The organism is Cupriavidus alkaliphilus, assembly GCF_900094595.1.
In the GTDB taxonomy this organism is placed as follows: domain Bacteria; phylum Pseudomonadota; class Gammaproteobacteria; order Burkholderiales; family Burkholderiaceae; genus Cupriavidus; species Cupriavidus alkaliphilus.
This window is the reverse complement of record NZ_FMAD01000012.1, coordinates 1-23,154: the sequence shown is the minus strand read 5'-3', so window position 1 is coordinate 23,154 and position 23,154 is coordinate 1. Positions and strand designations below refer to the sequence as shown.

At 66.1% G+C, this 23,154-nt stretch carries 19 protein-coding genes; 7 read left to right on the top strand and 12 right to left on the bottom strand.

Annotated features, from left to right (window positions below):
* The first annotated feature begins 18 nt into the window (after positions 1-18).
* The gene (locus tag GA0116996_RS22435) at positions 19-1,443 is read left to right on the top strand and encodes an amino acid permease (protein ID WP_092316009.1); all 1,425 of its coding nucleotides are present in this window, start codon (positions 19-21) and stop codon (positions 1,441-1,443) included.
* Entirely contained in the window at positions 1,421-1,663 is a 243-nt protein-coding gene (locus GA0116996_RS22430) for a DUF7706 family protein (protein ID WP_141693760.1), read from the top strand. The genes GA0116996_RS22435 and GA0116996_RS22430 overlap by 23 nt, the downstream gene beginning before the upstream one ends.
* A gap of 88 nt (positions 1,664-1,751) precedes the next feature.
* Here GA0116996_RS22430 and GA0116996_RS22425 read toward each other — a convergent pair whose 3' ends face one another.
* The 7 genes from GA0116996_RS22425 to GA0116996_RS22395 form a co-directional block, all read right to left on the bottom strand.
* Complete coding sequence (locus GA0116996_RS22425) at positions 1,752-2,288, bottom strand: dihydrofolate reductase family protein (protein ID WP_092316005.1); 537 nt, start codon at positions 2,286-2,288, stop codon at positions 1,752-1,754.
* Between the two features lie 149 nt (positions 2,289-2,437).
* A complete protein-coding gene (locus GA0116996_RS22420) occupies positions 2,438-3,514 on the bottom strand; it encodes a porin (protein ID WP_092316003.1) in 1,077 nt (358 codons plus the stop codon).
* Positions 3,515-3,583: 69 nt separating this feature from the next.
* A complete protein-coding gene (locus GA0116996_RS22415; RefSeq protein WP_092316001.1) occupies positions 3,584-4,561 on the bottom strand; it encodes a PDR/VanB family oxidoreductase in 978 nt (325 codons plus the stop codon).
* A gap of 30 nt (positions 4,562-4,591) precedes the next feature.
* The gene (locus GA0116996_RS22410) at positions 4,592-6,040 is read right to left on the bottom strand and encodes an NAD-dependent succinate-semialdehyde dehydrogenase (RefSeq protein ID WP_092315999.1); all 1,449 of its coding nucleotides are present in this window, start codon (positions 6,038-6,040) and stop codon (positions 4,592-4,594) included.
* A gap of 38 nt (positions 6,041-6,078) precedes the next feature.
* Positions 6,079-7,215 (bottom strand): aromatic ring-hydroxylating oxygenase subunit alpha, encoded by a 1,137-nt coding sequence (locus tag GA0116996_RS22405; protein ID WP_092315997.1) that lies wholly within the window; start codon positions 7,213-7,215, stop codon positions 6,079-6,081.
* Between the two features lie 132 nt (positions 7,216-7,347).
* Complete coding sequence (locus GA0116996_RS22400; RefSeq protein WP_208601266.1) at positions 7,348-8,943, bottom strand: BCCT family transporter; 1,596 nt, start codon at positions 8,941-8,943, stop codon at positions 7,348-7,350.
* Between the two features lie 272 nt (positions 8,944-9,215).
* Positions 9,216-10,301 (bottom strand): tartrate dehydrogenase, encoded by a 1,086-nt coding sequence (locus GA0116996_RS22395; protein WP_092315994.1) that lies wholly within the window; start codon positions 10,299-10,301, stop codon positions 9,216-9,218.
* 100 nt (positions 10,302-10,401) lie between these two features.
* Here GA0116996_RS22395 and GA0116996_RS22390 point away from each other — a divergent pair, with 100 nt between their 5' ends.
* On the top strand, positions 10,402-11,313 hold the full coding sequence (locus tag GA0116996_RS22390) for a LysR substrate-binding domain-containing protein (protein WP_092315992.1): 912 nt from the start codon (positions 10,402-10,404) through the stop codon (positions 11,311-11,313).
* The gene (locus GA0116996_RS22385) at positions 11,310-12,296 is read left to right on the top strand and encodes a PAS domain-containing protein (protein WP_092315990.1); all 987 of its coding nucleotides are present in this window, start codon (positions 11,310-11,312) and stop codon (positions 12,294-12,296) included. Before GA0116996_RS22390 ends, GA0116996_RS22385 begins: the two co-directional genes overlap by 4 nt.
* Positions 12,297-12,298: 2 nt before the next feature.
* Here GA0116996_RS22385 and GA0116996_RS22380 read toward each other — a convergent pair whose 3' ends face one another.
* The gene (locus GA0116996_RS22380) at positions 12,299-13,912 is read right to left on the bottom strand and encodes an ABC-F family ATP-binding cassette domain-containing protein (RefSeq protein ID WP_092315988.1); all 1,614 of its coding nucleotides are present in this window, start codon (positions 13,910-13,912) and stop codon (positions 12,299-12,301) included.
* 483 nt (positions 13,913-14,395) lie between these two features.
* Here GA0116996_RS22380 and GA0116996_RS22375 point away from each other — a divergent pair, with 483 nt between their 5' ends.
* Positions 14,396-15,940 (top strand): methyl-accepting chemotaxis protein, encoded by a 1,545-nt coding sequence (locus GA0116996_RS22375; RefSeq protein ID WP_092315986.1) that lies wholly within the window; start codon positions 14,396-14,398, stop codon positions 15,938-15,940.
* Positions 15,941-15,996: 56 nt separating this feature from the next.
* On the opposite strand, the gene nhaA is transcribed toward GA0116996_RS22375, so the two are convergent.
* The 4 genes from nhaA to GA0116996_RS22355 form a co-directional block, all read right to left on the bottom strand.
* Positions 15,997-17,355 carry a Na+/H+ antiporter NhaA gene (gene nhaA, locus GA0116996_RS22370; protein WP_092315984.1) on the bottom strand — a complete coding sequence of 453 codons (1,359 nt, stop codon included), beginning with the start codon at positions 17,353-17,355 and terminating at the stop codon, positions 15,997-15,999.
* A 54-nt stretch (positions 17,356-17,409) separates the two neighbouring features.
* Complete coding sequence (locus tag GA0116996_RS22365) at positions 17,410-18,057, bottom strand: potassium channel family protein (RefSeq protein WP_207781298.1); 648 nt, start codon at positions 18,055-18,057, stop codon at positions 17,410-17,412.
* A 40-nt stretch (positions 18,058-18,097) separates the two neighbouring features.
* Positions 18,098-19,426, bottom strand: coding sequence for a TrkH family potassium uptake protein (locus GA0116996_RS22360; RefSeq protein WP_092315980.1), 1,329 nt, complete (start codon positions 19,424-19,426; stop codon positions 18,098-18,100).
* Positions 19,427-19,545: 119 nt separating this feature from the next.
* On the bottom strand, positions 19,546-20,568 hold the full coding sequence (locus GA0116996_RS22355; RefSeq protein ID WP_092315978.1) for a class I fructose-bisphosphate aldolase: 1,023 nt from the start codon (positions 20,566-20,568) through the stop codon (positions 19,546-19,548).
* A 283-nt stretch (positions 20,569-20,851) separates the two neighbouring features.
* Here GA0116996_RS22355 and ilvD point away from each other — a divergent pair, with 283 nt between their 5' ends.
* Together ilvD and GA0116996_RS22345 are read left to right on the top strand one after the other, a co-directional pair.
* Positions 20,852-22,711 (top strand): dihydroxy-acid dehydratase, encoded by a 1,860-nt coding sequence (gene ilvD, locus GA0116996_RS22350; protein ID WP_092315976.1) that lies wholly within the window; start codon positions 20,852-20,854, stop codon positions 22,709-22,711.
* Between the two features lie 219 nt (positions 22,712-22,930).
* Positions 22,931-23,154, top strand: a 224-nt coding sequence (locus tag GA0116996_RS22345) for a hypothetical protein (protein WP_141693759.1), incomplete at its 3' end; no start/stop codon positions are given.

Sequence of the window (23,154 nt, the reverse complement as noted above, 5' to 3'; positions counted from 1 at the left end):
ACCAAAGGAGACAGTGCAATGCGCAGCAAAACCGACGCTCAGTCCTATGAACAGGAAGAGCTGAAACGCGACCTGAAGAGCCGCCATATCCAGATGATCGCCATCGGCGGCGCGATCGGCACCGGCCTGTTCTATGGGTCGTCCTGGGCCATCAAGACCGCGGGCCCGGCGATCATCCTGACCTATCTGGTCGCCGCCGTGGCGATCTACTTCGTCATGCGCGCGCTGGGCGAGATGGCGGTCGAGGAGCCGGTCTCCGGATCCTACATTTCCTATTCGAACCGGTATATCCACCGTTTTGCCGGCTTCCTGAACGGCTGGAACGCGTTCATCTTCCTGCTGGCAACCAGCGCGGCCGAGCTGAATGCGCTGGGCAACTACGTACATTTCTGGTTCCCAACCATGCCGATCTGGTTGACCGCGCTGATTGCCGTGTCGGTGATGTTCTGCGTCAACATGATCGGCGTGAAGTTCTACGGGGAGGCCGAGTTCTGGTTCGCGCTGATCAAGGTGACGGCAATCGTTGCCATGATCGTTTTCGGCGTCGGCATGATCTTCTTCGGCCTGGGCAACAATGGCGAGCCGATCGGCCATCACAACCTGGTGGACCATGGCGGCTTCTTCGCCAAGGGCATCGGCGGCATGGTGCTGTCGATCGTCATGGTGGCGTTCTCGTTCGGCGGCATCGAGAACCTCGGCCTGGCGGCGGGGGAGGCAAAGGATGTCAAGACCACCATGCCCAAGGCCGTCAGCGCGACGTTCTGGCGTCTGCTGATCTTCTACGTCGGTGCCATTGCGGTGCTGCTGATGATCTTCCCGTGGACCTCGCTGACGGCCAAGGGTAGTCCGTTCGTCGATGTATTCACGCGGATCGGCGTGCCCGCCGCGGCCGGGGTCATGAACCTGGTGGTCATCACCGCGGTGCTGTCGGCCGTGAACGCCAGCGTGTTCACCAACAGCCGCACTTTCTACAACCTGGCACTGCAGAAGAACGCGCCGGCTTTCCTGGGAACCGTGAACCGCCGCAACGTCCCGTCGCGAGCCATCATGCTGGTGTTCGCCACCATGTTCGCGGGCGTGCTGCTGAACTACCTGATGCCGGAGAAGGCGTTCGAGCTGTTCTCGTCGATCACCGTGTTCGCGCTGGTGTGCGCCTGGACGTCGATCGTGGTCAGCCACCTGCGCTTCCGCAAGCTGAAGATCCAGACCGGGCAAGCGGACAGCCTGTCCTACAAGATGCCGTTCTTCCCGTATGGCAACTACATTGCTCTGGTGTTCATCGCCGCGGTGCTGGTCTGCATCGCGATCCTGCCGGACATGCGGATGTCGCTGATCGTCTCCGCGTCGTGGGTCGCCATCGTCTTCGTTGCCTACAAGTTCTACACCAGGGAAGGGCAGCCGGCGCTGGCCGACATGCCCAATGCAGACCCCAGGCTGCCTTAAGGCCGTGAAGGCACCGACCCTCCGGCTGGACCTCGACGAGCGGCGCGCAGCCGCTCTGTCCAGACTGCTGCACAACATCACGTGGCCGGATCTGATCGCGTATGCCAGCGATGTCGAAGAAGCCTTGCTGATGCGCGACGCGCTCGACACCATCGGCCGCGCGCTGGTGCTGGCAGAAGCTGGCCGCATCGGGCGGCGCGGTAGTTCGCGCAGACGGTAATGTGCTGCGCGTTGCACTACGCAGCGCCGCACCGACGCCGCCGCGCCCGCGGTCTGTTGGCGGTAAAGCGCCAGCCCCTGAGCAGGGGTCAGCGCAGCACGCGATAGGTCGATTGCACCAGTCCGGAAGGGAAGTGACGGCTCGACTCAAGCTTCAGGCTCACGTCGTGCGGCAGCGTGCCGAATAATGGCCTGCCTGTGCCGATCAGTACCGGCACCGTGGTGACCACCATGTCCGCGATCAATCCCTCCCGCAGGAACGACTGCACCAACTGGCCGCCGTCGACATAGACGCGCCGCACGCCTTCCGCCTCCAGTTGCGCCATGGCATCCTGCGGCGTCGCACCGGAGAAGCGCACCTTTCCCTGCAACGGGTCGGGCACCGGCTTGCCGGCCAGTTGCCTGGACAGCACCAGCACCGGCCGGTCGTAAGCCCATTCGCCCATCGTGATGATTTTTTCATAGCTGCCGCGGCCCATCACGATAGCGCCCTTGTCGGCGATGAAATCCGTGTAGCCGTGGTCTTCGGCCGGGTCATCCCGCTCGAGAAGCCAGCCGATGTCGCCATCGGGGCGGGCGATAAAGCCGTCAAGGCTGGTGGCAATGAAGACGTGTCCTGTGATCATGGATATCCCTCGTGTTCCTTCGGCATGGAGTTGGCACTGCAGTAGCGCATTCTATGCCTGTGGACACGGACGCCGGCCGGTGCAACACGGTTCAGCCGGCGGCCAGTGGGCCCGCGCGCGCAGCGCTTGCCCGCACCGATGCAGCGCCCTCAGAACACGTGCCGGATCCCGGCCATCACGCCCACGCGCGTGGTGCTGCGGATATCGGTCACCGGCGTGCCGGCCCAGTACTCGGTCTCGCGGCCGACCGTGCCGCCGCGCGCGAAGGTGGCGTCGGCTTCAAGGAACAGGCTGGTGCGCTTCGACAAGGCATAGTCGGCAACCGCCGAGATCGCATCGGCATTGCCGCTCCCCAGCACAAGCGGCGTGGCCTGGAACTGGGTGGTCACAGTGCCGCTCTGGTTGTAGCGGTAGTAGGCGCCCGACAGGTGTAGCGCCGGCGTGAGCTGGTAGCCGAGGCCGACAAAGGCGATCCAGAAGCGCGCATCGGGATTGGTCTCGCGGCGGCCCATGTAGCCGGCATAGCCGGTGGCCTTGCCGACCACGTAGGAAGCGCCGACCGAGTAGTTGTGCAGCGTGTTGTCGCCGCTGCCGGGACGTTGCTGGTCATAGGCGACGCCCAGCGCCAGCGGCCCGTCCTGGTACATCACGCCACCGCCGAAGGTGGCGCCGCGCGCCAGGCTGCCGGGGCGCTCGCCGAAGCCGTAGTCGAGCTGCACGCTGACCGGCCCGAATTTCTTCTTGTACACCACGCTGTTGTTGACGCGGTAGCCCTGGAAGAAGATATCGCCGCCGGTGTAGAGCGGATCGGACCAGAAATTGCCCCAGCTCTGGTCGAGCGGATCGAAGGACCACGCGATGTTGTTGAGGGCGTTGTACTGGCGGCCGAAGGTCAGGGTGCCCCAGTCGCCGGAGAGGCCGACGTATGCCTGCCTGCCGAACAGCGCGCTATAGGCGGTCTTGCCGTCGTCGGTGCCAAAGCCGTTCTCGAGCAGGAACACCGCCTTGTTGCCGCCGCCCAGGTCTTCGTTGCCCTTCAGGCCCCAGCGGCTGCCGCCGATGCCGCTGGAGACCAGCTCGCCCTGGTCGTGGTGGCGGCCGTCGATATTGGAGGTGTAGCGCACTGCGGTGCTGATCACGCCGTAGAGCGTCAGGTTGGACTGCGCATACGAAACGGCGGGCAGCACGGCGCTCGCCAGCAGCCACAGGCTGGCTGATTTCCTCATGGGGTCTCCTCGGTGGATGTTGGCCGGCGTCCTCTGCGCCGGCTTGTTGTTGTTATTGTTGTTGTCGTCTTACAGGTCGAGCACGAGCTTGCCGCCCCGGGCCCGCGAGACGCAGATCATCATCGTCTTCTGCGCCGCTTTCTCCTTGTCGCTCAGGTACTGGTCGAAGTGAACTGCCTCGCCCTCCAGGATGCGGGTCTCGCAGGTGCCGCACACGCCTTCACGGCACAGGCATTCGACCGGCACGGTGCCGTCGCGCTCGATCGCCTTCAGGATCGATTCGCCGGCGCCCACCTCCACCGTCTTGCCGGATTTCGCCAGCACCACGGTGAAGGCGTCGCCCGCCTGTTCCGGCGCGGCGAACTGTTCCCAGTGCACCCGCGACGGATCGACGCCGACGTGCTGCGCCGCCTGGCGCACGGCGTCGATCAGCGGGGCCGGTCCGCACACATAGACATGCGCGCCGGCGTCCATGCCGCCCAGCACGCCGGACAGGTCCAGCTTCTGCCCCTTGCTGTCGACATAGAAGCTGACGCGGCCCCCGGAAGACTGCTGCGTGAACGCCGCCAGCTCATCGCGGAACGCACCGTGCTCGTCTGCGCGGAACGCGTAATGCAGTTCGTGCGACGCGCCGCGCTTGCGCAATTCATGCATCTGCGACATGAACGGCGTGATGCCGATACCGCCGGCGATCAGCACGTGGTGATGCGCGCCATCGTCAAGCGCGAACAGGTTGTTCGGCGTGGTGATGGTGAGTGCGTCGCCCTCGGCCACGCGCTCATGCAGGAACGCCGAGCCGCCCTTGGACTTCTCTTCGCGGCGCACGCCGATCTGGTAGCTGCCGAGCGCGTCGGGCGAGCTCATCAGCGAGTAGGCGTTGCTGTACTGGCGCTCGCCGTCGCGCATCTGCACGATGACGTGGCTGCCGCCGGTAAAGGGCGGCAGCTCGCCGCCGTCGATCGCTTCCATGGTGAAGCGCTTGATCAGCGGGGTCACGTGCTCGATGCGCGAGACCCGCACCTGGAGGGTCTGGTAGATATTGCCCATGCTGCTGTCTTCCGGGTTTGCTGCCGCGCGTTACAGCGCCATGCAGAGGTATTTCATCTCGAGGTAGTCCTCGATGCCGTACTTCGAGCCCTCGCGGCCCAGGCCCGACTGCTTCACGCCGCCGAACGGCGCCACCTCGTTTGAGAACAGGCCGGTGTTGATGCCGACGATGCCGTACTCGAGCTGCTCGGCCACGCGCCAGACCCGGCCGATGTCGCGGCTGAAGAAGTAGGCCGCCAGGCCGTAGATGGTGTCGTTGGCCATGCGCACGACCTCGGCTTCGGAGCTGAAGCGGACGATGGGCGAGACTGGGCCGAAGATTTCTTCGTCGAGTACGCGCATGCCTGGCTTGACGTCGGCCAGCACCGTCGGCGCGAAGAACTGCGCACCGGCCTCATGCACGCCGCCGCCGATGGCGATGCGCGCGCCCTTGCCGACGGCATCCGCCACCAGCGCACCGACCTTGGCGACCGCCTTGTCGCTGATCAGCGGACCGATCTCGCTGCCTGCGGTGAAGCCGTTGCCGACGCGCAGCTCGGCCACCTTCTTCACGTAGCGCTCGACAAACTGGTCATACACCGCGTCGTGGATGTAGAGGCGGTTGACGCAGACGCAGGTCTGGCCGGCGTTGCGGTATTTGGCCTGGATCGCGCCTTCGACCGCCGCGTCGATATCGGCGTCCTCGAACACGATGAAGGGCGCATTGCCGCCCAGCTCCAGCGACACCTTCTTGACCGTGCCGGCGCACTGCTGCATCAGCAGGCGGCCGACCGGCGTCGAGCCGGTGAACGACAGCTTGCGCACCAGCGGGTGGCCGGTGAACTGGCTGCCGATCGCCGCCGCGTCGCCGGTGACGATGTTAAGCACGCCTGCGGGGATGCCGGCGCGCAGCGCCAGCTCGGCCAGCGCCAGCGCGCTGAACGGGGTCTCGTTGGCGGGCTTGACCACCATGGTGCAGCCGGCCGCCAGCGCGGGCGCGGCCTTGCGCGCGATCATCGCCGCCGGGAAGTTCCACGGCGTGATCGCGGCGCAGACGCCGATCGGCTCGCGCACCACCACCAGGCGCTTGTCGGCGGCCGGGGACGGGATCACGTCGCCGTAGAGGCGCTTGGCTTCCTCGCCGAACCACTCGATGAACGAGGCGGCGTAGCGTACCTCGCCGCGCGCTTCGGCCAGCGGCTTGCCCTGCTCGCGCGTCATGATGGCGGCGAGGTCGTCCTCGTGCTCGATGATCAGGTCGAACCACTTGCGCAGCAGCGCGGCGCGCTCCTTGGCGGTGCGGGCCTTCCAGCCGGGCAGGGCGGCATTGGCGGCCTCGATCGCGGCCACGGCGCCGGCCTCGCGCATCAGTGGCACGGTGCCGACCAGATCGCCGGTGGCGGGGTCGGTCACGGCCACGGTGGCGGCGTCGGGGGCGTCGGTCCATTCGGCGCCGATCAGGGCCTGCTGGCGGAACAGGGCGTTGTCCTTGAGTTGCATGGGTCTGGTCTCCGTTTCGGTATTGGGGGTACCGGCGCTTACGCGCCTTCGTATTCCTGGGCCACCTTGCGGTGGAAATGCACGATGCCGTGCTCGCTGATGCCGCTGCGCTGGCGGTCGACCATGATCCGGCCCTGGCCCCGATAGCCGCGCGACTTCAGGCCCTTCTGCACGCTTTCGACCAGGCGCAGGTCTTCCGGGCGGAACACATCGCGATACCACTCCACCAGCTTCTGCTGTTCCTCGGTCAGTTCCTTGTTCAGGAAGTAGATCTCGTAGTGCTGGAGCGTGACTTCGGCGCTGGCCGGGAACTCGTAGATCACGGTCATGAAGTTGGCGCCCGGCGGCACGTTGAACATCGTGCAGGGCCAGGCCCAGAAGCCGCTGAAGCTCGGATCTTTGATCGACTCGTCCAGCTTGAAGGACTTCTCCGACGACTTGGCGTGGCCGAACTGCAGCGTCCAGTTGCCGTGCAGCGTGTGGGTGTAGCGGTCGACCTGCACCGAGTCCGAGAAGCCGGGATGCGCCGGGCCGCAGTGGTAGCACTCCATATAGTTGTCGACAATGGACTTCCAGTTGGCCGGCGTCTCGGTGACGAAGCGGGCGCCAAGGTGGAGGTCGTCGATGACCGGACAGGCGGCGCGCATGCGCGCTTCCAGCCCGGGCAGCTGCTCCTCGACGCTGCCGGCGTCCGGGTTCATGTTGATAAAGACGAAGCCGGCGTATTCCTCGACCCGCACCGGCACCAGGCTCGACTTGCTCTTGTCGAAATTGGGCACGTTGTCGCAGTTGCGCGCCAGCGCCAGTTCGCCGTCGAGCTTGAAGGTCCAGGCGTGGTACGGGCAGGTGATGACGTTCCTGGCGCGGCCGCTGCCTTGCAGCAGCTGGTGGCCGCGGTGCGGGCAGACGTTGTAGAAGGCGCGCAGCACGCCTTCGCGGTCGCGCAGCACGACGATGCTCTCGCCGATGATCTCGCGCGTCACGTAGTCGTTGGACTCGGCCAGTTCGCTGCGGTGGGCCACGCAGATCCAGCTGTTGGCGAAGATCTTTTCCTTCTCGTACTCGAAGACCGCGTCCCTGGTGTAGAAGGAGGCGGGCAGGGTCCAGGCGTTTTCGTCGTCGGCGCAGAAGCCGGCAGGCAGCTTGACGGCGGCGGTGTCCAGGGTCTTCTCCATGATTCCGTTTCCTCGGTTAATTTGTGGTTACAGGTTAAATATTGTTTAACAGCAAGGCGTAAAAAAAGAGCCTTGGGGCTGGCAAAATTCAGGTGAGAGGGGACGGCCGGAGGCGCGTCCCCTGTCGCGCGATCAGGCCTTGGCGATGGCGGTTGCGCGCTCGGTGCTCACGGTAACGCTGTCCGCTTCAGGCCGGGCCGTCTCGATCAGGTGGGCCGGCGTGTCGGCGTAGTCCTGCATGAGCCAGCGGAACAGGCCGAACAGCTTGATCCCGAGGATCACCAGGAACGGGATCGCGGTCAGCACCACGGCGGTCTTCATGGTCTCCAGCGAAGCCTTGACGAACAGCATCGCCAGCGGCACCAGCGTCAGCATCACGCACCAGAACACGCGGCTGGTCGGCGACGGGTCTTGTCCTTCCTTCAGGTTGCGGGTGGTGGTGGCGGCCACGGCGTAGGCCACGGCATCGACGTGGGCGGCCAGGAACACGATCATGATCGCCAGGTACACCGCCAGGAACACCTTGCCGGCTGGCAGCGCGCTCAGCAGCATTTCCACCGCGGCCTCGCCGCCATGTTCCTTCAGGATGCGCGGCACGTCGATGGTGCCGGTGATGAACTGGTGCATGCTGTAGCTTTCCAGCGCGCCGAAGAAGAACCAGCATCCGACGCTGCCACCCAGCAGCAGGGCATAGATGACTTCCTTGATCTTGCGGCCCTTGGACACGCGCGCCACGAACATCGCCACCCCGGGCGAGTACGACACCCACCACAGCCAGTAGAACACGGTCCAGCCGCGGCTGAAGGCGCCGTCTCCGGTGGGATCGGTGAACAGGCTCATGTGGACATAGTTCTGCAGCATCAGGCCGAGGCCGTTGACGATGTTATTGCCGGCGAACAGGGTCGGCCCGATCGCGAACACCACCGCCGCCAGCAGCAGCGCACCCCAGCACACCATATGGCTCAGGCGCTGCATGCCGCCGTCGATGCCGACATAGGCGCTCGCCGAGAACAGCACCGACACGCCGACGATCACGACCAGCTGCGTGACGAAGGTATCCGGCACGCCGAACAGCCCGGACAGGCCGCGCGTGAAGGTCGATGCGGTCAGCGCGATCGAAACCGTGAGCGCCCCGAACATCGTCAGCAGGAAGATCAGGTCGACCAGCCGGCCCACCGGCCCGGTGGCGCGGAAGCCGGTGATGGCTTCGACGATGGACGCCAGGTTCAGCCCCTTGTTCTTGCGCACATGGAAGTGGTACGCCATTGCCAGCGATGGCAGCGCGTACACCGCCCACGCGCTCAGGCCCCAGTGGAAGAACGAGTAGCTGATGGAGTGCTCCAGCGCCTCGCGCGTGCCGGTGGGCACGTTCAGGCCGGGCGACTGGTAGTAGTAGACCCACTCCATCACGCCCCAGTACATGGTCGACGAGCCCATGCCGGCGCAGATGAACATGAACACCCACGACAGCGTGGAGTACTCGGGCTTGCCTTCGCCCAGCCGCACGTTGCCGTACTTGCTGAAGGCCAGCGCCAGGCAGGCGATGACGCAGCCGAAGACGAAGATCTGGACCAGCGAGCCGAAGGAGCGCGTGGACCATTCGAACAGCAGGGTGGCGGTGGCGGCCGCTTCGGCGGGCCAGCGGACCATGGCGATGACGGTGACCAGCACGGCGGTGAGGGTGCAGGCGGTCAGGAAGCCGTCGAGGCGGGGCGTGGGAGTTTTCAAGTGCGTCTCCTCCGATGCGTCTTGGCGCATGGCTTGGTTTTGTGGTGGAACTTGTCTGCCCGGCGCGGGCGGTGCCCGCGTTCAGATTGCTTGTATTTTGTTAACTAATGGTTTACAGTAACTATTAGTTAACGGAAACTCTATGCAAAATTCCGGACATGCACAAGCTCCGCGTGGAAAAAAACTGCGGGTGTGACGAACGGTGCGCGCTGCGTTGTATGGACCCGATGCCGGGAGCGAACCCGGCATCACGTGCCGCATGCCGCGCAGGTTCAGAGCGCTGCCGCGATGGCCTTGCCCACCTCGCTGGTGCCGGCCTTGCCGCCGGCGTCCGGCGTCAGCGGGCCTTCGCGCAACACGGTTTCGATGGCGGCGAGGATGGCGTCATGCGCCTGGCGTCCGGCTTCGCCGCCCAGGAAATCCAGCATCATCGCGCCCGACCAGATCATGCCGATGGGGTTGGCGATCTGCTTGCCGTAGATGTCCGGCGCCGAGCCGTGCACCGGTTCGAACAGCGACGGGAACTTGCGCTCCGGGTTCAGGTTGGCCGAGCCCGCCAGGCCGATGGTGCCGGTGCAGGCCGGGCCGAGGTCCGACAGCAGGTCGCCGAACAGGTTGGAGGCGACCACCACGTCGAAGCGCTCGGGCTGGAGCACGAAGCGCGCGCACAGGATGTCGATGTGCTGGCTGTCCCATTGGACGTCGGGGTACTGCGCTGCCATCGCCGCGGTGCGCTCGTCCCACCACGGCATGCTGACGGCGATGCCGTTGGACTTGGTCGCCGAGGTCAGCTTCTTGCGCGGACGCGATTGCGCCAGCTCGAAGGCATAGTTGAGGATGCGGTCGGTGCCGTGGCGGCTGAAGACCGACTGCTGCATCACGATCTCGCGCGCGGTGCCTTCGTACATGCGGCCGCCGACGGAGCTGTACTCGCCCTCAGTGTTTTCGCGGACCACGTAGAAGTCGATGTCGCCGGGCTTCTTGCCGGCCAGCGGGCAGGGCACGCCGGGCAGCAGCCGCACCGGGCGCAGGTTGACGTACTGGTCGAACTCGCGGCGGAACTTGAGCAGCGAGCCCCACAGCGAGATGTGGTCAGGCACCTTGTCGGGCCAGCCGACGGCGCCGAAGTAGATCGCGTCGAAACCGTCGAGCTGCTGCTTCCAGTCGTCCGGCATCATCTTGCCGTGGCGCAGGTAGTAGTCGCAGTTGGCCCATTCGAAGTGGCGCACTTCGATCGGCAGGTTGAACTTGCGCGCGGCGGCTTCGACGACGCGCAGCCCCTCGGGCAGGACTTCGTTGCCGATGCCGTCGCCGGCAATGGCGGCGATCCGGAACGCAGCAGGAAATGGTGTGGTCATGGCGGTGTCTCGCTCGGGTCTGGTGGTCAGGTGCGATCGAGAATGCCGGGAAACCCGGCGCGGATCATCCGCGCAAGCGTGGATACAGGAAACACGAATCGTGAATAATCTGCCCCCACTGGAAGACCTGCGGGTGTTCTGTCTGGTCGCGCAGCGCGCCAGCTTCGTCGCCGCCGCGGAAGAACTGGGCAGTTCGCCCGCCTATGTCAGCAAGCGCGTCAAGGCGCTGGAACAGGCGCTGGGCGCGCAACTGCTGCACCGGAGCACGCGCCAGGTGTCGCTGACGGAAAACGGCGAGCGCGTGTGCCGCTGGGCCCGCGACATGCTCGACGAGATCGGGCAGCTCAGGGATGAAATCGCTGCCGGCGGCGCGCCGCGCGGGCTGGTGCGCATCGGCAGTAGCGTGGGCTTCGGCAGGCGCCATGTGGCACCGCTGATCTCGACGCTTTGCCAGCAGTTTCCCGGACTGGAAATCCGCTTCGACGTGTTCGACAAGCTGGTCGACCTCGTGGCCGAAGGCATCGACCTCGACATCCGCATCGGCAACGACATTGCGCCGCACCTGATCGCGCGCCGCCTGGCGCGCAACTGGCGCGTGCTGTGCGCGGCGCCCGCCTACCTGGCCGCGCGCGGCGTACCGCGGACGCTCGAGGCGCTGGCGGAGCACGACTGTCTTGTCACCAAGGAGCGCGACCACCCCTTTGGCATTTGGCGCATGACGGGGCCCGAGGGGGAGCGCAACGTCAAGGTAGGAGGGCGCCTGTCGTCCAACCACGGCGAGATCGTCACAGGCTGGGCGCTGGCCGGGCATGGCGTCATGCTGCGCTCGATGTGGGATGTCGCGCCCGACCTCGAGGCCGGGCGCCTGGTGCAGGTGCTGCCCGACTACCGCCAGGACGCGGATATCTGGGCGGTGTATCCTTCGCGCCTGTCCGGCTCCGCGCGCGTGCGCGCCTGCGTCGAGTTTTTCATGCGCCATCTCGGCGGTGCCACCGGGGAATCCACAACATGACAGAAAACAGCTTTGCCTTCCGCCTCAAGGAACTGCTCGAACACAAGAAGCTCACGCTGCAGGCGGTAGCCAACGCGCTCGACGTGTCGCGCCCGGCGGTCCACAAATGGACCCGGGGCGGCGAGATCGACTACGAGAAGCTGCGCAAGCTGGCGGCGTTCCTCGATGTCAACTGGATCTGGCTGCGCTACGGCGATCAGGCCCGGCACGAGGCCGAGACCTCCAGCGCGGTGGAAATCCCGATGACCGACATGCGTCGCCGCTACACCGCCGAGATCATGGAGAGCGAGGCGCGCATGAAACTGGCGCAGGAGGGCGCGCGCATCGTCACGTGGGAATGGAACCTGATCACCGACGACGTGACCTATTCGTCCAACGTCGAGGCCGTGTACGGCTGGCGCATCGTCAGCAACGAAAGCTTCTGGAAGCATGTGCCCGCCGAGGACGTTCCCATGATGAACGCCGCCTACGAGGAATCGGTGCGCACCGGCAAGGCCCACGAATTCGACTTCCGCCTGGTCCAGCCCGACGGCAGCATCCGCTGGATCTCGTCGCGCGCCACGCCGGTGCGCGAACTCGACGGGCGCATCGTCAAGATCGTCGGCATCAGCATGGACAACACTGCGCGCAAGCTTGCCGAGCAGTCACTGCGCGACCAGCAGGCGCGGTTCCAGGCGGTGTTCGAGCTGACCTCCGAAGGCATGGCGCTGCTGGACGGCAAGCTGCGCTGCGAATCGGTCAACGCGGCGCTCGTCGAGATGGTCGGCGGCGACGCCGAGGCGCTGCTGGGCGACGGGTTTGCCAGGCGCCTGGCCGAGGCCGAGGCCCGCCTGCGCAGGATGACGCGCACCCGGCCCAGGGCGACGTTCGCCGCCGAACTGCTGCGGGAAGACGGAAGCAGGCTGCCGGTGACGGTGCGCGCGGTGCTGGAGCGCAGCGAGGACGGCGCGTCGTACTACGCACTGGCGATGCGCACCGCCTGACATCACCACGGCGCGGTCCGCCAGCCTTGTTCCGTCGCCACCAGCCGATCCGTCAGGCCCAGGTTGTTCATGAATGCATCGTCGTGGGACACGACCATCAGCGCGCCCCGGTAGCCACGCAACATGGCTTCCAGCGCCTGTACCGAAGGCAGATCCAGGTGGTTGCTGGGCTCATCGAGCAATAGCAGGTGCGGCGCTGGGTCGGCATACAGCACGCACGCCAGCGCCGCCTTCAGACGCTCGCCGCCGCTGAGGGAGCCGCCGGGCACTGCAATCTTCCCGCTATCCAGGCCGAGGTGCGCAAGGCGCATGCGCAGATCGCCTTCGGCAGCCGTCGGGTTGGCGGCCAGCATCTGTTCCAGCACGCTTCGCCGCGGGTCCAGGTTGGCCAGCCGCTGGTCCAGGTAGATGCCCTCCACCGGAAGCCTGCATGTCCCGCTCAGGGGCGTCAGCTGGCGCGCGAGCACCTTGAGCAAGGTCGACTTGCCGCTGCCATTGGGGCCGATCACGCCCACGCGCTGCTGTCCCGTCAACGTGAGGTGGATCTGGCGCGTGGCACCCTGGACAAAGGGCAGCTCCACGGCCTCCAGTTCCGCGACGCGTTTTTGCGAAGCCAGGGCGACCGGCAGCTCGTGCACTACGATGGCCAGGTCGTGCTCGACCCGCTGCGCGGCCTCGCGCACGCGCTCGGCCAGCTCCAGCCGGGTCTCGGCATGCTGCTGGCGCAGCTTGCCGGCCGAGCTTTCGCTGCGTTCCTTCTGGCGGCCCAGCAGGATCCTGGCCTGGTTGGCTTCTTGTCCGTGCCGGTTGCCACGTGCCTGGCGCCGCTCGAGGCGTTCGCGTTGCTCGCGCAGGGACTGCTCTTCGCGCCGGCGTTCGAGCTTGCGTTGTTCCAGTTGCTGGATCGCGGCCAGCCGCTCGCGCTCCTTGCATTGCGCGTAGAAGGAGTAGTTGCCCCCATAGCTGCGCAGTCCAAGCGAAGACAACTCGACGATGCGCGTCATTGCCTCCAGCAATTGCCTGTCATGGCTTACCACCAGCAGCCCGCGCGGCCATCGCTGCAGCTGCCCGATCAGCGCCTGCCGGTTCGGCCGGTCGAGGTGATTGCTCGGCTCGTCCAGGATCAGGTAATCGGCATCCGACAACAAGGCGCCGATCAGCGTGACGCGCATGGCTTCGCCACCGCTGAGCACGCTGGCAGGCGTCGCGGCATCGAGATGGCCCAGGCCATTGCGCGCCAGTTCGTCCTGCAGCCGCAGGCGTACATCCCAGCGCTCGCCCACGGCATCGAAATCTTCGGGCGCGCTGCTGCCGGCCTCGATGCGTCCGAGCGCATCGAGCGTGGCCTGCACACCGGCCAGGCCAGACACCGTAGCGCCAGGCGCAGGCGATATCTGCTGGGCGAGGTAGTACACGCTGCCGGAGCGCGTACAGCGCCCGCTGGTCGGCTGCACTTGTCCGGCCAGCATGCGCGCCAGCACCGTCTTGCCGGCGCCATTGCGCCCGACCAGGCCGGTGGGGCGCTGGTCGAACTGTTCGCTGATATCGGAGAAAAGCGTCCTGCCGTCGGGCAGAACATAAGACACGCCTTCCAGCGTGAGATAGGGATTCGTCATGGATGATTCCAGGGATGCCAGAAGCTCCCCCTGCTTGTGGGGGTAGGTGGAGACTGGCCGTCATGAAGACGGCGGCATCAATGGCGCATGACGAGTACCTCGGTGATGGGGGATTGGCTTGCTATGTTAAAGGCATCGGTGGCCGGGCGCAATGTGGTGGAGCGCAGGTGATGCGGCGCTGCCGGCGATGCAAGGGCAGCCCGGTGGACGGTGTTTGCGGGGCTCAGCATGACGTTCGGCAAATAGCGCGACGCTTTGACGTTGGGCTTTATAGGGGTGGCCAATACCCGACAACGACGCGGTGCCGAAAGCCCGACCGGCACCCGCCCTCGTCATTCCGCCCGCCATCCCCACCACAGTGGGGTCGGGCGAACGCGCCGCAATCCGATATTCCGGCTGGAAGGGACATATGCAGACAGCGATTCTGCAGGCCGCAACCACTAACGCGTCCCCCGCCTTTTATCGAGAATGAGGAGGAGTGCCGTGCGCAACAATCAACCGGTGACGCAGCGGGAATTCGAGTTCCCGGACCACGCCACGCTGATGTCGACCACCGACACGCAAAGCTACATCACGTACGCCAATGCAGCGTTTGTCGAAGTCAGCGGCTTCACGCAGGAGGAAATCCAGGGCCAGCCGCATAACCTGGTGCGCCACCCCGACATGCCGGCGGAAGCCTTCGCCGACATGTGGGCCACGCTGAAGGGCGGAGAGCCGTGGACCGCGCTGGTGAAGAACCGGCGCAAGAACGGCGACCACTACTGGGTCCGCGCCAATGCTACGCCGGTGGTTCGCAATGGCCGGCCAGCGGGCTATATGTCGGTGCGGACCAAGGCCACGCGCGATGAGATCGCCGCCGCGGAGCGCCTGTATCGCGACTTCCGCGAGGGCCATGCCGGCAACCGCAGATTCCACAAGGGGCTGATCGTCCGGACCGGGCTGATGGCGGTGACGTCGCTGCTCCAGGTCATGCCGGTGCGCTGGCGCGTGCGGCTGGCGTTGGCCGGACTGCTGTCTGCCAGCGTGGCCAGTGCCTGGTGGCTCGGCCTGGGCGGCATGGCGCTGGCCGGCTTTGCCGGCGTGATGGCGCTTGCCACGCTGCTGGTGTCGTGGACGCTGCAGCGGCAGGTCACCAGGCCGCTGGAGGAAGTGCTGGAACACGCGCTGCGCGTGGCCTCGGGCGAAAGCCAGAAGGCCGTGCACATGAACCGGGTCGACGAAATCGGCATGACCCTGCGCACCATCAACCAGCTGGGGCTGATGTTCCGCTGGCTGATCGACGACGTCAGCGCGCAGGTGGTCAACGTCCAGACCGCCAGCAACGAGATCGCGCGCGGCAACTCCGACCTGAGCGCGCGCACCGAGCAGGCCGCGTCGAACGTGCAGGAAACCGCCGCGTCGATGACGCAGATGACCGCCACGGTCAAAAGCAATGCGGAGACCGCGGCGCAGGCCAATACCTTGTCGGGCTCGGCCAGTGCCGCGGCGCAACGCGGTGGCGAGGCGGTGTCGGAGGTGATCAGCACGATGAAGGCGATCACCGAGAGCTCGAAGCGCATCGCCGAGATCATCGGGGTGATCGACGGCATTGCCTTCCAGACCAACATCCTCGCCCTGAATGCCGCGGTGGAAGCCGCGCGCGCCGGCGAGCAGGGCCGCGGCTTTGCAGTGGTGGCCGGCGAGGTGCGCAGCCTGGCGCAGCGCAGCGCCAACGCCGCCAAGGAAATCAAGGGGCTGATCGATGCCAGCGTGCACAACGTCGAATCCGGCGCCAGGCTGGTGGACGATGCCGGCCAGACCATGCAGGACATCGTGTCGCAGGTCAGGCATGTGTCGCAGCTGATCGCCGAGATCAGCGACGCCACCAGGGAGCAGAGCAGCGGCATTTCGCAGGTGGGCGATGCGGTCAGCGACCTGGACCAGATCACGCAGCAGAACGCCGCGCTGGTCGAGCAAAGCGCAGCCGCGGCAGAGAGCCTGAATCAGCAGGCGGTGCGGCTGGTGGAGGCAGTGGGGGTATTTCGCTGAACCGTGCGGCGGGCTCGCGCCAACGCCGCAAGCGCCGGCCGCAGGCAGGCTGGTCGCTAACGGCTGGCTGCCTTGAGGCTGCGCGCGTAGAGCAGTCCCCAGCCGAGCCCGAGCACCGCGGCAATGGCGGAGGCAAGCAGCACGCCAAGCTTGGCGGCGGCAAGCAGGTTGGCATCGTCGAAGGCAAGCATGGCGATAAAGATCGACATCGTGAAACCGATGCCGGCAAGCAGGCCGACCAGCCACAGGCCCCGCCACGATACTTCGGGCGGCAACTGGCACCATCCGAGCCGAACCGCCAGCCAGCTGATCGAGACGATGCCCAGTGGTTTTCCCAGTACCAGCGCCGCGACCACCCCCGCCAGCACGACCCGCGCACTGCCGTTGCCGAGGTCTACGCCGGTGACATCGACGCCGGCGTTCGCCAGCGCAAACAACGGCATGACCAGGAAGGCCACCCAGGGATGGAGCGCGATCTGCACGCGCGTGACCGGCGGCAGGACGTCCCGCTGCGCTTGTCGCAGTTGCCGCAACGGCGCGGCGAGTTTGTCCGGTTCCGGCGCGGGGCTCGCGCTACGGGCGCGCAGGTCGTCAACGGCGTCCCTTGCCTGGTCCAGCGGACGGCCGCGGACCGGCGCGATCCGGACCGGAGTCATCATGCCCAGCACCACCCCTGCCAGGGTCGGGTGGGCACCCGTCTTGAGCAAGCCCAGCCACAACACGGCGCCCGGCACGACATACGCGTACGCGGTGCCGATGCCGAGCCATTGCAGGCCAATGACGAGCAGGATGCCGGCGCCGGCCAGATAGAGACCGGTATGGTCGAGGCCGGTGGAATAAGCCGCGGCAATGATGAGCACCGCCACGATGTCGTCGATAATCGCCAGGGCCAGCAGGAAGACCCGGACGTTCCCCGGAATGGATTTGCCCAGCAATGCGAGCACCCCTACGGCGAACGCAATGTCCGTGGCCGTCGGCACCGCCCATCCGTGCCGCGCCGGCAACCCCGGGTTCATCGCCAGGTAGAGCGCGGCGGGAACCAGGACGCCGCCCAGCGCCGCGGTGACCGGCAGCGCGGACAAGCGGATGCTGGCGAGCGCGCCTTCATGGATCTCGCGCCGGATCTCCATGCCGACCACCAGGAAGAACACCGTCATGAGGCCGTCGTTGATCCAGAAGTGCAGCGGCTGGTCCACCACGTGGCTGCCAAAGCCGAATGACAGGCTGGTATGCCAAAGCGCGACGTAGCTGCCGGCCGCCGGCGAGTTGGCCCAGACCAGGGCCACCGCGGCGGCAAGCAGCAGTACCAGGCCACTGACCGCTTCGATATGAAGATAATGGTCGATAGCCGAGAATGCTTTCTCCGCCAGGATCTGGGCGCGGGGCACATCTTGCTGCGGAGCAGGCTGGTTCATGGTTGCGGGGTTCCTGAACCGGCGGATTCGCCGGCGCATCGACCGGGCGGCACGCTACGGCTTTCCGGTGCCGCCGGCGAAGCGTTCGATCTTGCTGGTCGCACCGGAGACGACCAGCAGGTCGCCGGCCTCGATCGTGGTAGACGGGGTCGCATGCATGAACTCCTCGTTCGCGCGCTTGACGCCGACCACGGTAACACCTGACTGCTCGCGCACGCGCGACTCCATCAGGCTCTTGCCGTGCGTGAACGCCGGCGCATGAATCTTCGCAATGGCAAAGCCGTCCTCAAACTCGATGAAATCGATCATCCTGCCGGTGATCAGATGGGCCACGCGCGCGCCCATGTCGGCTTCCGGATAGACCACGTGGTGGGCGCCGATGCGCTCGGCGATTTTCCCGTGCTCGGTGGTGAAGGCCTTGACCCAGATGTCCTGGATTTCAAGTTCGGTGAGTGCCATCAGGGTCATCAGGCTGGACGACATTTCCGTGCCGATGCCAACGATGGCGTGAGAGAAATCCGCCACGCCAAGCTGGCGCATGACGTTGACATCGGTGGAATCCGCCTGGACACAGTGAGTCAGGCTGTTCGACCAGCGCTGTACCAGGTCCATGTCTTTGTCGATGCCCATGACATCGTGGCCAAGGCGCATCAGCGACTGGGCCACTGCGCTGCCGAAGCGGCCCAGCCCGATCACGACCACGCTGTCTCCTGCGGAGAAGGCGAACTGCTCGGTAAAAAGTCTAGCCAACAATGGGATGCTCCTCGGGATAGCGATAGGGCGAGCGGCGTTCGCCCATGGCCAGCGAAACTGCCAGCGTAATGGTGCCAACTCGTCCGGCATACATCAACACGGTCAACATGATCTGCGCGCCGGGCGGCAACTCCGGCGTGATGCCGGTCGACAGGCCAACCGTGCCGAAGGCGGAGATCACCTCGAAGATAACGCTGCCGGCGGGAAGGTTGGTCAGCCGCAGCAGCACCAGTGTGCCGACGGTGACCAGCGTGCTGCCCAGCACCAGCACGGTGATCGCCTGGCGCTGCGCCGACGGACTGACGCGGCGCGCGAAGGCTTCGCTGTCGGTACGGCCGCGGAACTCCGCAATCACCAGCAAGGCAAGGATGGCGATGGTACCGACCTTGACGCCGCCGGCCGTGCTGGCACTGCCGCCGCCAACGAACATCAGCAGGTAATGCAGGGCCAGGCTTTCCTGCGTCAGCGCGCCGATATCGATGGCATTGAATCCGGCCGTCCTGGCCGAGACGGAGGCAAATGCCGCGGCCAGCAGCTTCTCCGGCACCGGCATGGGACCCAGGGTCCGGCTGTTGCTCCATTCGAAGAGCAGCAGCCCGGCCAGGCCGAGCGCCAGCAGCAGCGCGGTGCCAAGCAGGGTGAGCTTGCTGTGCAGGGACCACCGGCGCGGCTCGCGCAGCTTGCCATGCAGGTCGTAGAGAACCGGGAAGCCGAGGCCGCCGACCACGATTGCCAGCATGACGGGCAACAGGATCGCCGGCGCGGCGGCATACCGGGTCAGACTGTCGGCATGGATCGAAAAACCCGCATTGTTGAACGCCGAGACCGCATGGAACAGGCCGCTCCATGCCGCCTCGGGCCAAGGCAGGCCGTGGCCGAAATGCAGCGTTGCCGTCAGCCACAGCGCGATCGCAAGCTCGCAGCCGAACGTCACGATCAGGACCAGGCGGGCAATGCCGGTGATATCGCCCAGGCCCAGCGCACGGGTTTCAACCTGCGTGATCAACCGCGTCCGCAGGCGCAACGAGCGGTTGACCATCAAGCCGAGGAGGGTGGACGCCGTCATCATGCCGAAGCCGCCCAGCTGGAACAGCGCCATGATGACTGCCTGCCCGAAACCCGACCAGTACGTGCCGGTATCCACGACGACCAGCCCGGTAACGCAGACCGCGGAAACGGCGGTAAAGAAGGCAACCAGCCAGGGCGCCTGGCCGCCCTCGGCCCTCGACACCGGCAACATCAACAGCATGCTGCCCGCCACGATGGCCAGCAGAAATACCAGGACCACGGTCCTGGTGGGGTGCAGAGAGGATTTCATCCCGACATTCTAGGGGGCCGGCGTGATTCTCTCTATGCATAAGGCATGGCGCGGGCGGCGCCCCGCCCGCGATGCGCCCGCGGCCGCGTGCGCCACCGCTATACCTTGCATGGTCGGATTTATCCCGCGGCGCCCTCCAGCGCCGCCTCATATTTCCCCATGCAAGCCATGCCATTCAGCCGTGAACGCTGCAGCAATGCCTGTTGCGCCGCCCCGGCGTTGGCGGCCTCGCCGCGCCAGGCCAGCAGCGGCGGCTCCTGCAGCGCGCGCCCATAGGAGAAGGACAGCCGCCACGGCAGCGGCGCCAGGCGGTTCATGGCGTCGAGGTTGGCGGTGGCCTCGGCCGGGGTTTGTCCGCCGGACAGGAAGAAGATGCCCGGCACCGCCGCAGGCACGGTGCGCTTGAGCACCCGCACGGTTTGCATCGCCACCTCCGACGGTGGCGCGTGACCGGCATCCTTGCCGGGCAGCACCATGCTGGGCTTGAGCAGCATGTGTTCCAGCGCCACGCCGTAGCGGTGCAGGGCGTGGAAGACTTCGTGCAGCACGGCCTCGGTCACCTGGGCGCAACGGGCCATGGAGTGGCCGCCATCCATCAGCACTTCCGGCTCGACGATCGGCACCACGCCGGCCTGCTGGCAGATCGCGGCGTAGCGGGCCAGCGCTTCGGCGTTGGCCTGCACGGCGGCGAGACCGGGGAGAGTGTCGGACACGTTGTAGACCGCGCGCCACTTGGCAAAACGCGCGCCTTGTTGCCGGTAGCCGGCCAGGCGCTTGCCCAGCCCGTCGAGGCCCTCGGTGATCTCGTCGCCGGGGGCGAGCGCGAGGGCGAGCTTGCCCTTGTCGACCTTGATGCCGGGCACGATGCCCTGCCGCGCGGCCAGCTCCGGCAGCGGCGTGCCATCGTCGGCCTGCTGGCCCAGCGTTTCCTCGTAGAGGATCACGCCGCTGATGTAGTCGCCCAGCCCCGGCGTGCCCAGGAGCAGGTTACGCCACGCGCGCCGGTTTTCTTCGCTCGATTCCACGCCGATGCGCTCGAAGCGCTTGGCAATGGTCGGGCCGCTCTCGTCGGCGGCCAACAGGCCTTTGCCCGGCTGTGCCAGGGCGTCCACGGTGGCTTGCAGTTCGCTTGAAGTGTCCATGACGTTGCTCCGCGCAGGTGACATAAACGCAAGCATTTCCCCGAAACGGCAATCGCGCAAGGGTATCGGAGGCGGGTGGCGCGCTCCCATGGTGGCCGCCCGAACATTGCGGCCGACCTGGCGGGCGCCGCGTGCCGCGCGGCGGGGGAAGCGCCTGCCGCGCCGGCTGTGGGATAATCGCGGCTTTGCCCACGGCGCAGCTCAAGAGGTTGATCGCACGGGCATGCCAGGGCCCTTATTCCCGCGGCCCGCTTCCTACCCGCGATACTTCTAAAGCAAGACCATGCCCACATACCGTTCCAAAACTTCCACCGCCGGCCGCAACATGGCGGGGGCGCGCTCGCTGTGGCGCGCCACCGGCATGAAAGACGAAGACTTCTCCAAGCCCATCATCGCCGTGGTCAACTCCTTCACGCAGTTCGTGCCGGGGCACGTGCACCTGAAGGACCTGGGCCAGCTGGTTGCGCGCGAGATCGAGGCCGCGGGCGGCGTGGCCAAGGAGTTCAACACCATCGCGGTCGACGACGGCATCGCCATGGGCCATGACGGCATGCTGTATTCGCTGCCCAGCCGCGACATCATCGCCGACTCGGTCGAATACATGGTCAACGCGCACTGCGCCGACGCCATGGTGTGCATCTCCAACTGCGACAAGATCACCCCCGGCATGCTGATGGCCGCGATGCGCCTGAACATCCCGGTGATCTTCGTTTCCGGCGGGCCGATGGAAGCCGGCAAGACGCGCCTGGCCAACCCCGTCACCAAGGCCATGGAGTTCAAGAAGCTGGACCTGGTCGACGCCATGGTGATTGCCGCCGACAGCGCGTATTCCGACGCCGACGTGGCCGAGGTGGAGCGTTCCGCCTGCCCGACCTGCGGCTCGTGCTCGGGCATGTTCACCGCCAATTCCATGAACTGCCTGACCGAGGCGCTGGGCCTGTCGCTGCCCGGCAACGGCACGGTGGTGGCCACGCACGCGGACCGCGAGCAGCTGTTCAAGCGCGCCGGGCGCCGCATCGTCGAGCTGGCGCGCCAGTACTACGAACAGGAAGACGCGCGCGTGCTGCCGCGCGCGGTGGGCTTCAAGGCGTTCGAGAACGCCATGACGCTGGACATCGCCATGGGCGGCTCCACCAATACCATCCTGCACCTGCTGGCGATCGCGCGCGAGGCGGAAATCGACTTCGACATGACCGACATCGACCGCCTGTCGCGCGTGGTGCCGCAGTTGTGCAAGGTCGCGCCCAACACCAACAAGTACCACATCGAGGATGTGCACCGCGCCGGCGGCATCATGGCCATCCTGGGCGAGCTGGAGCGCGCCGGCAAGCTGCACACCGACGTGCCGACGGTGCATGCCCCCACGCTCAAGGACGCGCTTGAGCAGTGGGACATCAGCCGCACACGAGACGAAGCCGTCAGGAACTTCTACCTGGCCGGCCCGGCCGGGATTCCCACCCAGGTGGCGTTCAGCCAGAACACGCGCTGGCCCAGCCTGGACCTGGACCGCGCCGAAGGCTGCATCCGCTCCTACGAGCACGCCTTCTCGAAGGAAGGTGGCCTGGCGGTGCTGACCGGCAACATCGCGCTCGACGGCTGCGTGGTCAAGACCGCCGGCGTCGACGAGAGCATCCTGGTGTTCGAGGGCACCGCCCACGTCACTGAATCGCAGGACGAAGCGGTCGAGAACATCCTCAACGACAAGGTCAAGGCCGGCGACGTGGTGATCGTGCGCTACGAAGGCCCGAAGGGCGGCCCCGGCATGCAGGAAATGCTCTACCCCACCAGCTACATCAAGTCCAAGGGCCTGGGCAAGGCGTGCGCGCTGCTGACCGACGGCCGCTTCTCCGGCGGCACCTCGGGCCTGTCCATCGGCCACTGCTCGCCCGAAGCCGCGGCCGGCGGCGCCATCGGCCTGGTGCAAGACGGCGACAAGATCCGTATCGACATCCCCAACCGCACCATCAACGTGCTGCTGTCCGACGAAGAGCTGGCACGCCGCCACGAAGCGCAGAACGCCAAGGGCTGGAAGCCGGTCAAGCCGCGTCCGCGCAAGGTGTCCGCGGCGCTGAAGGCCTATGCCAAGCTGGTGATGTCGGCGGACAAGGGCGCGGTGCGGGATTTGTCGTTGCTGGATGATTGATGCGGCGATGGGCCGCGGGCCCATGTGCTGACAAAAGCCGCTCTTCGGAGCGGCTTTTTCGTTAAGCGAACCCGGCAGAAGCCCTCATGACGGTTTCTTTTATCTGATAAAAATAGATATAAATATCATTTAATACATTTCTGATGGACTTCCGTACCGTTTCGGGGCAGATTCGCACGTTCGCCCATCGGTGATTGCGCTGCCCTGGTTGTACTGGAAATGGACCTTGCCACGCTCTATCAGCATCTCTTTTCATCGCATCATCGCCTGTACAGGCTGGACGGCGGCTCGCCGGTCGAGGAACTTGCTGTCGAAGCATGGATCGGGCGCGAGGCCATCTCGGCGCTGTTCGAATGGCGCATCGTTGCGGTCAGCGCCAACGCCGATATCGCGCTCGACAGCCTGCTCGGCCAGCGCGTCACGCTGCTGACCACGCTCGCCGA